The sequence below is a fragment of the Halosimplex carlsbadense 2-9-1 genome (genome assembly GCF_000337455.1).
Lineage (GTDB): Archaea > Halobacteriota > Halobacteria > Halobacteriales > Haloarculaceae > Halosimplex > Halosimplex carlsbadense.
Genome location: NZ_AOIU01000028.1, coordinates 192,772 through 203,802, shown reverse-complemented (window position 1 = coordinate 203,802; position 11,031 = coordinate 192,772). Strand labels below are relative to the sequence as shown.

The 11,031-nt window shown below is 71.7% G+C and carries 11 protein-coding genes; 1 reads left to right on the top strand and 10 read right to left on the bottom strand.

Going from position 1 to position 11,031, the window contains the following annotated elements; genetic code table 11:
* The 6 genes from C475_RS12075 to C475_RS12050 all read right to left on the bottom strand — a co-directional run.
* The coding region (locus C475_RS12075; protein WP_152436401.1) for a hypothetical protein at positions 1 to 1,059 on the bottom strand (1,059 nt) is incomplete at its 3' end.
* An 81-nt stretch (positions 1,060 to 1,140) separates the two neighbouring features.
* Positions 1,141 to 1,686, bottom strand: a complete 546-nt coding sequence (locus tag C475_RS12070) for a DUF5804 family protein (RefSeq protein ID WP_006884118.1) — start codon at positions 1,684 to 1,686, stop codon at positions 1,141 to 1,143.
* Positions 1,687 to 1,710: 24 nt separating this feature from the next.
* Positions 1,711 to 2,934: a tRNA sulfurtransferase gene (locus tag C475_RS12065; RefSeq protein ID WP_006884117.1), complete on the bottom strand. Its 1,224-nt coding sequence runs from the start codon at positions 2,932 to 2,934 to the stop codon at positions 1,711 to 1,713.
* A 78-nt stretch (positions 2,935 to 3,012) separates the two neighbouring features.
* Positions 3,013 to 4,215 (bottom strand): methionine adenosyltransferase, encoded by a 1,203-nt coding sequence (locus tag C475_RS12060; protein WP_006884116.1) that lies wholly within the window; start codon positions 4,213 to 4,215, stop codon positions 3,013 to 3,015.
* A 60-nt stretch (positions 4,216 to 4,275) separates the two neighbouring features.
* Positions 4,276 to 4,854 (bottom strand): class IV adenylate cyclase, encoded by a 579-nt coding sequence (gene cyaB / locus C475_RS12055; protein WP_006884115.1) that lies wholly within the window; start codon positions 4,852 to 4,854, stop codon positions 4,276 to 4,278.
* A gap of 74 nt (positions 4,855 to 4,928) precedes the next feature.
* Complete coding sequence (locus C475_RS12050; RefSeq protein WP_006884114.1) at positions 4,929 to 5,957, bottom strand: GDSL-type esterase/lipase family protein; 1,029 nt, start codon at positions 5,955 to 5,957, stop codon at positions 4,929 to 4,931.
* A gap of 173 nt (positions 5,958 to 6,130) precedes the next feature.
* Here C475_RS12050 and sod point away from each other — a divergent pair, with 173 nt between their 5' ends.
* The gene (sod, locus tag C475_RS12045; RefSeq protein ID WP_006884113.1) at positions 6,131 to 6,733 is read left to right on the top strand and encodes a superoxide dismutase; all 603 of its coding nucleotides are present in this window, start codon (positions 6,131 to 6,133) and stop codon (positions 6,731 to 6,733) included.
* 190 nt (positions 6,734 to 6,923) lie between these two features.
* Here sod and C475_RS12040 read toward each other — a convergent pair whose 3' ends face one another.
* The 4 genes from C475_RS12040 to C475_RS12025 are packed head-to-tail and all read right to left on the bottom strand — an operon-like array spanning position 6,924 to position 10,970.
* Positions 6,924 to 7,850, bottom strand: coding sequence for an ABC transporter permease (locus C475_RS12040; protein ID WP_006884112.1), 927 nt, complete (start codon positions 7,848 to 7,850; stop codon positions 6,924 to 6,926).
* The gene (locus tag C475_RS12035; protein WP_006884111.1) at positions 7,847 to 8,761 is read right to left on the bottom strand and encodes an ABC transporter ATP-binding protein; all 915 of its coding nucleotides are present in this window, start codon (positions 8,759 to 8,761) and stop codon (positions 7,847 to 7,849) included. The genes C475_RS12040 and C475_RS12035 overlap by 4 nt, the downstream gene beginning before the upstream one ends.
* Complete coding sequence (nosD, locus tag C475_RS12030; protein WP_006884110.1) at positions 8,745 to 10,154, bottom strand: nitrous oxide reductase family maturation protein NosD; 1,410 nt, start codon at positions 10,152 to 10,154, stop codon at positions 8,745 to 8,747. Before nosD ends, C475_RS12035 begins: the two co-directional genes overlap by 17 nt.
* Before the next feature lie 3 nt (positions 10,155 to 10,157).
* Entirely contained in the window at positions 10,158 to 10,970 is an 813-nt protein-coding gene (locus C475_RS12025) for a hypothetical protein (protein ID WP_006884109.1), read from the bottom strand.
* Positions 10,971 to 11,031 lie beyond the last annotated feature (61 nt).

Below are 11,031 nucleotides of genomic sequence, written 5' to 3'. Positions count from 1 at the left end.
GGTGAGCGTCGCGTTCGCGCCGCGCTCGTCCCCGAGGGTCCCCCGGAGCCGTTCGAACTCGCCGGGCCGGTTCGGCGGGGTTCGCACCGAGACGACGGCGGCGTAGTAGCTCGCGCTCGCCTCCCGGAACCAGGCCATCTCGTCGCCGAGGACGAACGACTGACGCGTGTGGACGTACTCGTGGATCCAGGTGTTTGGCGGCGCGGCCGCGTCGGAGCCGGCCGACACCCAGAAGTCCTGGCGGTCGCCGTCTCCGAGCGCGGTGGTCCCCCCGTGGCGCAGCGGCCGCGGCCCCGCGAAGGCGTTGACCACCGAGTCGCGCGCGCCGACGCGGAGCTGGTCCGAGGCGACCGACAGCACCCGGAGGACGCGCTCGGGGTCGTCCGCCAGGTCCGCGGTCGTCGGACGGACGAGCCTGATCCGCTGGGCGGTCGCGTTGGTCGTCGACGCCTCGAACCCACCGAGGTAGACGATCGACGGGCCGGCGAATCCGCGATGGTCGGCCCCGACGCGGGTCCGCCGGTCGATCCGGGCGTTCGCCTGCCAGGAGTAGACCCAGCGGTCGAGGGCCGCGTCGCGGTAGGCGAAGTCGGTCCGCGGGTTCGCGAGCGCCCAGTCGCCGGTGTCGACCCAGCGGAGGCCGCCGAACCGCCGACTCGACCGGTTGACCGTGACCCTGAGACTCACCGACGGGTCGGTCGTGTTCCCGTCCCAGGCCCAGCGACCGTTGGGCCGGGCCGCGAACCCGCTCGCGTTGACCACCCGCCCCCGAGTGTAGTTGTAGACGACCAGCGCCGAGACGTTCCCCCGGACCCGGTAGCGCTGGGTCGCCAGGATCGTCCCCGACGCGTTCGGCACCCGCCGGTAGGTAACGTTCTGGACGACCGCCGGCGCGGTCTCGTTGCCCGTCACCGACCCTGGGCGTTCCGACCCGACCGCCCAGCGGCCGTCGTCGAACTCGGCGCTCGCTCGAACGCCACCGACCGGTCCCGTGAGGACGCTCGCGACCGCGAGCACGAGAACCAGCACGACCCCGGCGACCGATCGGGACGATGACACACTAGCGGTGTGTGCCAGGCTGTCGCATAAATCTGCTGGCGGCACGACCCGGGAGCGGGTCGCCGGTCGAACGCGCCCGCCTCAGGCGCCGAACTCCGATTCCGTCACGCGTTCGACGACCGTCTCCTCGACCTCCCGGAGGTCGTAGTCGGGGACCGCTCCACCGGTCCGCGTGACGTACATCGGTTCGACGAGTCGTTTCGGTCCGGTGGAGTCGGCGCCGTCGTCGCCCGCCGGCGCGTCGCCGCGTTCGGCTCCGTCGGGGTCCGACCCGTCGGGGTCGTCGGCGCTCGCGGGTTCGAGGCCGTAGATCTTCAGGAAGCGGGCGAGTTCGTCGGGGCCGACGGCGTCGTCGCGGACCGCGGTCGCCAGCTCGCGGGAGAGCCACTCGCTCTCGCTGACGCTCGGTTCGAGCACCATCGCCTCGTCGACGAACCGGACGAGGTACCAGTTGAGGTCGTTCAGCAGCGCGACCGCGGCGCCGAGGCTCACGGTCTCCAGTCCGACGGCGTTCTCGAAGGGTTCCCGCAGGTCGTAGGTGGCCAGGGCGTCCCGAGCCGTCTCGCGGGAGAGCAGCTCGTAGCGGAGGTTCACGTCGTCGGCGCCGACCAGGCACACCCGCGTCATGGTGACCCGGAGACGCGGGCGCCCCTAAGCGGTTTCGCCTTCCGCGGGGTCCTCCGCGGCGCCGTCGCCGGCGTCGACGACTTCGAGGCGGTCGGCCACCGCCCGCGCCCGCTCGCGTACGTCGTCGGGCTCCCGTTCCTCGATGGCGCCCAGCCGACCGCGGGTCTCGGGGTAGTCGGGCGCGAGCCGCTCACAGCCGGCCGGGATCGTCGACTCGCCGAACGTCCCGATCTCGTCGGCTCGCGCCGTGATATCGGTCTTGTCGACGGTCAACAGCGGCCGGTGGACGGGCAGGGCAACGGCGGCGCTCGTGACCGCGAGGTTGGCCGTCGTCTGACTCGACTTCTGGCCGATGGCTTCGCCCGTGACGATTCCGACCGCGTCGTGGTCGTCGGCGACGGCCGCGGCGACGCGGAACATGAACCGGCGGAGGACGAGCATGCGCCCCACGTCGACGGTCTCGGCGATCGCCGCCACGGCGTCGCCAGCCGGAGCGATCCGGAGGCGCATGTCCCGATCGGGGGCGTACCGCGCGAGCGTTTCGGTCGTCGAGACCGCCCGTGCCCGGTGGTCGACGCCGCCGTAGTCGCCCAGGTCGACGTAGACGGGGATCACGGGCGCGCCGCGTTTCATCAGTTCCCACGCCGCGACGGGCGAGTCGATCCCGCCGCTCATCAGCGCGACGACGGGGTCCTGCGTCCCGAGCGGGAGCCCGCCCGGACCGGGTCGCTTTTCGAGGAAGACCAGCGCGTCGTCCTCCCGGCAGTCGACGAACAAGTCGGTGTCCGGGTCGTCGAGGTCGACTTCGGGTTCGACTCCCGTCTCCTCGGCGGCGCCCCAGACGGCGCTGCCACCCTCGCGTTCGATGTCGGTGCTGGAGAACGGATGGGCGGACTCCACGCCCGCGCGGCGGGCAGAGACGGCGAAACTCCCGCCGTCGTAGCCCGCGCGGGCCGCGTCGGCGAGTCCCTGTCGGATGGCGTCGAGCGTCGGTTCGACGCGGACGGCCGGGCTGGCCGAGACGACGCCGAAGGTGTCGGCGGCCGCGGCGGTCGCGGCCTCGGGCTCGTCGGTGTGGAGCCGCAGGCGGAAGCGGCGCTGTTCGATCTCGGCGTCGACGCCGCGGTCCTCGAGGACGGCGGCGAGGTTCTCGCGGAGCCGACGCTCCATCTTCGCGCCGACGTGCTCGCTCTTGGTCCCGATCTCGCCGTGGCGGACCACAACCACGTCGGCGCCCGGCGGGTGCATGGCTACCCGTTGACGACCCCTCGTATAAACAGGCTTCGTACGGCGGCCGGGAGAGCGAGGTCGACCGGGAGCGTCCGCTCAGAACGTCGAGAGCTCGCCGTCGATGACCCGCCGGGTGATGTCGGTCACGTTCGCGAGTTCCTCGTCGATGGCGGCGGCGACCTCGTCCTCGATGTCGGCGACGGAGACGCCGTCCTCGGTGATCAGCGTCGCGTCGGCGACGTGGGGTTCGTCGATGGGACTGCCGATCTGGCTGAGCAGGCGCAGTTGGAGCTGACGGATGCCGTCGACCTCGGCGACGACCGACTGAGCGATCTCCGTCGAGAGGAGGTTGTAGATCTTTCCGATGTGGTTGACCGGGTTCTTGCCGCTGGTGGCCTCCATGCTCATCGGCCGGTTCGGCGTGATGAGGCCGTTGGCGCGGTTGCCTCGGCCGACCGACCCGTCGTCGCCTTGCTCGGCGGAGGTTCCGGTGGTCGTGAGGTAGATCGCGCCGTCGTCGTAGTCGTCGGCGGTGTTGACGTGGACCGTCACCTCGCGGTCGGTGTACTCGCCGGCGACCTCGCCGACGAACTCGCGGACGCCGGCGACGACCTCGCGGTACTCGTCCAGCCCGTCGACGTGGGCGTCGACCGCGGCCGCGGCGACGGTCACGTCGATCCGGTCGCCCTCGCGCTTGCCCATGACCTTGATGTCCTGGCCGACCGCGGGGTTGTCGTCGCTGTACTCGCCGTTGAGCCGGCGCTCGACGTTCAGGACGATCTCCTCGGTCTCGGAGAGCGGGGCGTGGCCGACGCCGTAGCTCGTGTCGTTGGCCATCGGAACGGTGCCCTCCTCGCCGAAGACCGTCTGGAGGTCGCCGCTGCCTTCGCCGAGTCGAACGTCGACGATCACGTCCGTCCCCACGTCCAGATGCGGGAAGTTCGCCTGCAGGTAGTCGCGAGCGGCCTCCAGCGCGATGGTCTCGGCGGGGATCTTCGTCCCCTCGTACTCCTTGGTCGCGCGGCCGACGATGAGCAGATAGATGGGCTCCTGGACCTCGCCGCCGCCGAACGCGGGCGCCGCGTTGCCCGCGACCAGCTGGGTCTCGTCGGTATTGTAGTGCAGCACTTTCCCGACGCGGTCGAGATACGTCTGCGCGAGCGCCTGGGAGACAGCCTCGGCGATCCCGTCGCAGATCGAGTCGGGGTGGCCCAGCCCCTTCCGCTCGACGATCTCCACTTCCTGGTCCTCGACGGCCCGACCGGCCGCCGGCTGGACGCTAACGTTCCTGTTGGTCATTGTCTCCGCGTTGGATACCCCCACCCGTATAACTTGCGGAAACCGAAACGTCCGATCTAATTACTCGCTCGCATCATCGGCGAGCAGCAGGCCGAGGTAGGAGGTGCGGATCTGTTCGGTGGGGTCGAGGCCGAGGTCGTCGAGGACGGCGCGAGCGCCCTCGCGCGCGGCCTCGATGTCGTCGTCCTCGGTTTCGGTCTCGACCTCGACGAACTCGCCCAGGCCGTCGACGCTGTCGAGCGTGACCGTGTAGCCGTCGAGGCGGTAGTGCGCCCGCTCCTTCCGGACGGTCGCGGCCGGTTCGAAGCCGAGGCCGTCGAATATCCCCACGACCGCCTCGCGGTCGGCGACGCTCGTCTCGTGTTCCTCTCGGGACTTTGACTCGGCCTCCAGTAGCGGCCCCTTGTAGGTGATCTTCGTCGTCTCGGTCCCGTCTTCGGCCTCGGCGTCCCCCGGCGCCTCCGGCTCGCGTTCCCGGCGGATCCGGAGCGCCTCGTCGGTCTCGGCGAAGTTCCGGTGGGGCGCGTCGTAGTAGGTGTCTTCCTGGATGACGCTGTCGACGAACTCGGCGCCCGCGCCGTCGAGCGCCGACTCGACGGTCTCGTGGTCCGCGCGGACCTTGACTTCGACCTCGTACATGGACGGTCGAACTCGTCTCGACGGCAAAAGCGCGCCGCTCTCCGTCCGGTCGGCCGCCGCGCTCGTGGGTCCGATCAGCCGTCGAGGGCGTCGCCCACTCGCGCACAGAGCCCGTCGGCGATGGACGCCATCCCGGCGTCGCCCGGGTGGAGCAGGTCCGTCGTCAGGCCGTCGGCCGACGACAGCGCGCGTCCGTCGACGACGGAGACGTTCCCGGAGTCACAGCCTGCGACGACCGATTCGAGCGCCTCGCGGTAGGCCCGCGCCCGTTCCCCGTCCCCGCTCTCCCGGAGGTCGGCGTGGTACGGGAACAGCGTCGCGCAGACGACCGGACGGTCGGGGTTCGCCCCCGCCACCCTCTCGACGAGGTAGTCTGCGCGCTCGCGAAACTGCGCGACGGTGAACCCGCGGTTGGCCATGTTGACCGACAGGGCGAGGGTCGCCACGTCCCAGTCGTCCCGTTGCGCGATGTGGTCGGCGACCGCCGGCTCGCAGTAGGCCGCCCCCGACATCCCGAGGTTCACCGGGTCCAGATCGAGATTCCTGGCCACGCGCGAGACGTAGTTCAGGTGCGTCGCCGACGCCGCCGCACCCTCCGTGATCGAGGTGCCGTAGGCGAGATATCGGCGGTCCGGCGTCTCCGCGTCCGCCGGCGGGCGGCACTCGCCGGCCACCTCGTGGAGGGCGACCGGTGCCCAGGGTTCGAACCGGAGTCGACAGACCCACGGGTCGAACGCGCTCGCTGCCTCGACCGCGGCGTCGGGACTCAGGTCGGTCAGCGGTTCGGGGACCGACAGCTCGAACACCGCGGGTTCCGGACCGAGTTCCAGCACGTCCTCGCCCTGGAAACTCCCCCAGAACGGGCGGACGACGGTCTCCGCGGCCGCCGAGAGCGTCACCCGAACCGTCTCGGTACCTCTGGGGACGAACCGTATCTCGCTCCCGGCGGGGTGTCGGATCCGGTCGCGCGCGGCCACGTTGAGGTTCGCCGCGACGGCGCTCGGCACCCGTCGAAGTTCGTCACCCGCGTCGGTCCAGTCGGGGTCGGCCAGTTCGGCCACGTCGTGCAGCGCCACCGACGAGTAGTCGTCTCCCGGAGTCATCGTGAATACGCCACCTGTCGCCAGCAGGGCCGAAACCGTTCCGGTCGCGGCGCGCCGTGCCGGGAGTCGGCTCCGCCGCGGCGCGTACCTGTCGACCCGCAAACTGTTCGGATAGCCAACGGAAATCGGTTTCAGATTAGCCTCAAGGCGGTTGCGTCCTTGCCCTCTGTTGCATGTCGAACTACGAACTCGACCCGCTGCCGTACGACGCCGACGCGCTGGAACCGCACGTGAGCGAACAGGTGCTCACCTGGCACCACGACACCCACCATCAGGGCTACGTCGACGGCTGGAACGCCGCCGAGGACACCCTCGAAGACAACCGCGAGGACGGCGACACCGACGGCTCGGCCGGCGCCATCCGCTCGGTCACGCACAACTCCTCGGGGCACATCCTGCACTCGCTGTTCTGGCAGAACATGAGCCCCGAGGGCGGAGCGGAGCCCGAGGGCGACCTCCGCGAGCGCATCGAGGACGACTTCGGCTCCTACGAGGCCTGGAAGGCCGAGTTCGAGGCCGCCGCGAGCGACGCCTCGGGCTGGGCGTTGCTCGTCTACGACAGCTTCAGCGAGCGCCTGCGCAACGTCGTCGTCGACAAGCACGACCAGGGCGCGATCTGGGGCGGCCACCCGGTCCTCGCGCTGGACGTGTGGGAACACTCCTACTACTACGACTACGGGCCCGCCCGCGGCGACTTCGTCGACGCCTTCTTCGAGGTCGTCGACTGGGACGAGCCGTCCGAGCGCTACGCCGAGGCCGTCGAGCGCTTCGAGTGAGACCGTAGCCGCACCGACCGTCGGGCGGCGGACCGAGCGCGGCTCCACGGACCGTTCCCGACCGCACGAACCGTCCCGACTCCGGCCGGATCGGTGGGCATCGATCCCCGGCCTTCGTGGGCTGTCGCGTTCGTCCGAACCGATCGCCGACGACCCGGCGAAGTCTCCGAAGACGATGAGCGGCGCCCGTTCACGCCCGTCGGTCGAGCAGGCGCCCGCCGACGGCGAGCGGCGCGACGACCCAGAGTCCCAGTCCGACCGCGAGCGCGGCCGTCGGGACGGCCGTGGTCGCGAGGGCGGCGCCGGCGCCACCACCGCTCGTCGGCACCAGCGAGAGGACGACCAGCCTGAGCACGTCGGCCGGGTTGGCGACGACCAGCGCCGAGAGGAGCCAGCCCGGCGGGTCGAGGGCGACGACGACGCCCAGCGCGGCCAGGTCGTAGACGAGGACGAACCAGACCCACGCGAGCAGCGCGCCGCCGAGCGCGCGCGCCTTCTCGGTCGTCGCCGCGGAGACGCAGACGCCCAGCGCCAGGAAGGCGGCGCCGACGACTACGGCGGTCAGCAGGTAGTGCAGGTACGCCGGCAGGACCGCCGGGCCGAAGCGCACGAGGACGACCACCGCCCCCGCGCCGAGTCCGAGCGCCGTCCCGACGGCGAGCGTCGCCGCGCGGCCGAGGTACTTGCCGACCAGCAGCTCGGTCCGGCCGAGCGGCACGGACATGAGCAGTTCGAGCGTCCCGCGCTCGTCGGCGCCGACGACCGTCCCGTACCCGAGCGCGAGCGCCGCCAGCGGGACGAGATACACCGACAGCTCCGCGAGCGTCACCAGCAGCGCGCCGGCGCCGGTCGGACCGGTCGCCGTCCCCGCCAGACCGACGACCGTCAGCGAGAACGCGCCGAACAGCGCCGCCAGCCCGTACGTCCAGCGCGCTCGCGAGAGCACGCGATACTCCCGACGGGCGACGCCGAGCACCTGTCGCGCACGGCTGGCCGAGCGCGTTTCGCTCGCGGCCGGCGTCGCGTGTGCGGTCGCGCCGCCGTCGGGCCGTGGGCCGTCGCACCCGGCACCGTCGCCGGCGTCGGTCCCCGTCCCGTCGCGAGTCTCGCCGCTCATCGGCGTTCACCTCCGGGCGCGACGGCCTCGCGGACCGCCGCCTCCAGGTCGGGCTCGTCGACGCTCACCGACTCCGGGTCGGTCTCGACGACGGCGCCGAGCGCGTCGGTCACCGCGACCGACTCGACCGCGAGTTCGAGCGTCCGCTCCCCCGCCGACACGTCCGGGTCTGCGAGCGCCTCGCGGACCGCCTCCGTAGCGGCCGCGACCGCTTCCGAATCCTCGTAGCGCGCGGTGACGGTCACCTCGTCGCCGGCCGAGCGAGTCACCTCGTCGACGGTGCCGACCGTCCGGAGCGTCCCGTCGTCGAGGACGGCGACGCGGTCGCACAGGGCCTCGACCTCGCTGAGGACGTGCGTGCTGAGGACGACCGTCACCGCCCGTTCGTCGCGGACGCGCTCGACGACGCGGTTGAACGCGTCGACGCCGGCCGGATCCAGCCCCGCGGTCGGCTCGTCCAGCAGGAGCACGTCCGGATCTCCGAGGAGCGCCACCGCGAGGCCGAGCCGGCGGTTCATCCCGTTGGAGTAGCCGCCGACCGGGCGGTCGCCCGCCCCGGGGAGGCCGACGACCGACAGCAGCGTCTCGACCCGCGGCGCCTCGACGCCGCGCATGTCGGCGTAGTAGCCCAGCACCTCCTCGCCGGTCAGCGCCGGCTGGAAACCCGCGTCCTCGGGCAGGTAGCCGACCCGCTCGCGGACGCGGGTGCCGTCGGTCGGGTCGACGCCCGCGACGCGGACGCTCCCCGCGTCGGGGGTCTCGTGGCCGACGAGCAGGCGGAACAGCGTGGTCTTGCCCGCGCCGTTCGTGCCGACCAGGCCGAGCGATGCGCCCGACCGCACCGACAGCGAGACGCCGTCCAGCGCGTCGACTGTGCCGTACCGCTTGCGTGCGTCAGTGACTTCGATCATAGTAGTCCCTCCAGTCGTGTGGCGGCTCGGCGAGCGGCCTGTGGTCGACGACGCCGGGCGCCTCGACCGCCGGCAGCGTGCGCTCGGCGAGGCGGACGACCTCGAAGGCGGGGCTCCCTGTGAACGCGCTCGCCCTCGGGTGCTGGCCGGTGAGGTGCTGGACCATGCCGGCCGGGCGATAGCGGGTCTCGCTCACGCCGTCGCCGTCCACGTCGCGGGCGCCCGCGCCGGCCCAGTAGTTGCCAGCCGACTCGTTCCAGGCGACCTGAGAGTTCACGTCGGCGCGCACCTGCACGCGGTTGCGGGCGAAGGTGTTGTGATGGACCGACTCGCGGACGCTCCCCGCCGAGAGGTGGACGCCCGCGCCGTTGCCGGCGACGAGGTTACGGACGATCTCGTTGTCCAGGGAGTTGTAGACGAACAGGCCGTTGTCGTTGCCGACGACGTGGTTGTCCCGGACGGTCGTGTGGTCGATGCTCTTGAGCAGGATGCCGTGCCCGCTCTGGCCGGTGTTGTTCACGGCGGTGTTGCCCAGGATCTCCAGGCCCTCCGAGAGCATCAGGGCGTAGCCGGCGTCGTTGCCGACGGCGGTGTTGTTCACCAGCCGGCAGTCGTTGGAGTACATGTAGTGGACGCCGTAGCGGAGGTCCCACAGCGTGTTGTTGTGCGCCTCGACGCCTTCCGCCCACGAGTAGTAGATGCCGTCGCGGGCGTCGGTGATCCGGTTGTCGACCACGGAGGCGTCGACGGCCTCGTACAGCTGGATGCCGTTGCCGCGGTCGGTCCGCGAGGGGATCTCGTCGCGACCGACGACCGTGTTGTCGACGAGTCGGGCGTCGGCGACGCTGTCGACCCAGACCCCGAAGGTCGCGTCCGTGATCCGGCTGTCGCGCACGGTGACACCCGCGCCGTCGACCCACACGGCGGCGTCGTTGCCCTCGGTCGCGTAGCCGGAGTTGCGGACCCACACGCCGTCGACGGTGACCCCCGTGGCGTTCAGCGCGAGCACGTCGCCCTCGCCGGCGCCGTCGATCACCGGGAGCGACCCACCGCTCCCGGCGTCCGAGTCGGCGGCCCTCCGGATCGTCACGTTCGGCGTCTCGACGACGACCGTCGCCTGGGGGTCGAACCGCCCCAGGAGTTCGACGGTGTCGCCCGGCTCGGCCGCAGCGAGCGCCGCCCCGAGCGCGTCGAACGCCTCGCCGTCGACGGTCGCGACGCCGGGTTCGTCGGTCGCCGCGAAGTCGTAGCTCTCGGGGACGCCCGCGTCGAAGGCGACATCGTCGCCGGTCGGCGCGGCGTCGGTCGGGAGGGCGACGACCGTCCCGGCGGCCGCGACCAGGATCGCGGCCGCGACGGCGGCCAGCGCCGCGTCTGCGGACGGTCGTCCCACGGGTCAGTCACCCCCGCTGGGTCCCGGTCCGGACCGGTCGTCGCGGTCTCGTTCGTCACGACTCCGCCCCTCGTCGTCGTCCGTCCACTCGTCGTCGCCGACGGTGTGCTCGTCGAGCCACTCGCGGGCGCCGTCGATCCGCCCGGCGACCCGACCGGGCAGGTCGCCGACCGTCGCCGCCGCGTCGCGGTAGTAGAACGCGACCGCGAGCAGGCCGATGGCGATCCCGGTGACGTAGGCGCCCGCGCCGAACCGGGAGTGGCTGGTGATGTTCGCCACCTCGTAGCTGCCCCACAGCGGCGGGGTGAACCCCTCGACGCCCATGACGGGGGCGTCCGGGTCGAGGGTGTGGCCGGCCTGGTAGAGCCGGTACTGGATGTCCGCGAGCATCACCGTCAGCACGGCGACCGAGCCGACGAACTGGTAGGTCAACCCCCTCTTCAGGCGGTCCGTATCGGGCGCCAGGGCGACGAACAGCCCGAGGGTCGCGAGCGCGCCGAACGCGAACGGGCCGAGCGACCACTCCGGCACGTCGACGGCGTAGGGATGGGGGGCGTAGTTGGGCTGCCAGATGCCCGGATCCGGGTAGTAAAAGCCGATGTAGTGGTTCAGCGCCGCCATCTCCTCGTAGTCCCCGCCGATGAACGGGTAGGCGTGCAGGTGCAGGTGCAGCGTCGTGTCCGGGTACTGGACAGCGTCGACGGCGATGTGCCACATCGGCAGGATCGGTGCGGCCACGAGCAACAGCGCTGCGACGACCGGCAGGCCCCGCCGCAGTTGCGCGAACTCGCGGAGGTCGGGTGGTTCGTAGTTCATGGGTGTCACCGCGGTATCGTGGGTCGGTTCGTGGGTCGTGGGTAGTTCGCGTGCGATGCGT

Bases quoted from the DNA above. Each gene is read 5' to 3' on its own strand.
- C475_RS12070 (WP_006884118.1), bottom strand. From the start codon at position 1,686: ATGACGCGGGTGTGCCTGGTCGGCGCCGACGACGTGAACCTCCGCTAC.
- C475_RS12040 (WP_006884112.1), bottom strand. From the start codon at position 7,850: ATGAGCGGCGAGACTCGCGACGGGACGGGGACCGACGCCGGCGACGGT.
- C475_RS12035 (WP_006884111.1), bottom strand. From the start codon at position 8,761: ATGATCGAAGTCACTGACGCACGCAAGCGGTACGGCACAGTCGACGCG.
- C475_RS12065 (WP_006884117.1), bottom strand. From the start codon at position 2,934: ATGCACCCGCCGGGCGCCGACGTGGTTGTGGTCCGCCACGGCGAGATC.
- C475_RS12050 (WP_006884114.1), bottom strand. From the start codon at position 5,957: ATGACTCCGGGAGACGACTACTCGTCGGTGGCGCTGCACGACGTGGCC.
- cyaB (WP_006884115.1), bottom strand. From the start codon at position 4,854: ATGTACGAGGTCGAAGTCAAGGTCCGCGCGGACCACGAGACCGTCGAG.
- C475_RS12060 (WP_006884116.1), bottom strand. From the start codon at position 4,215: ATGACCAACAGGAACGTTAGCGTCCAGCCGGCGGCCGGTCGGGCCGTC.
- C475_RS12025 (WP_006884109.1), bottom strand. From the start codon at position 10,970: ATGAACTACGAACCACCCGACCTCCGCGAGTTCGCGCAACTGCGGCGG.
- sod (WP_006884113.1), top strand. From the start codon at position 6,131: ATGTCGAACTACGAACTCGACCCGCTGCCGTACGACGCCGACGCGCTG.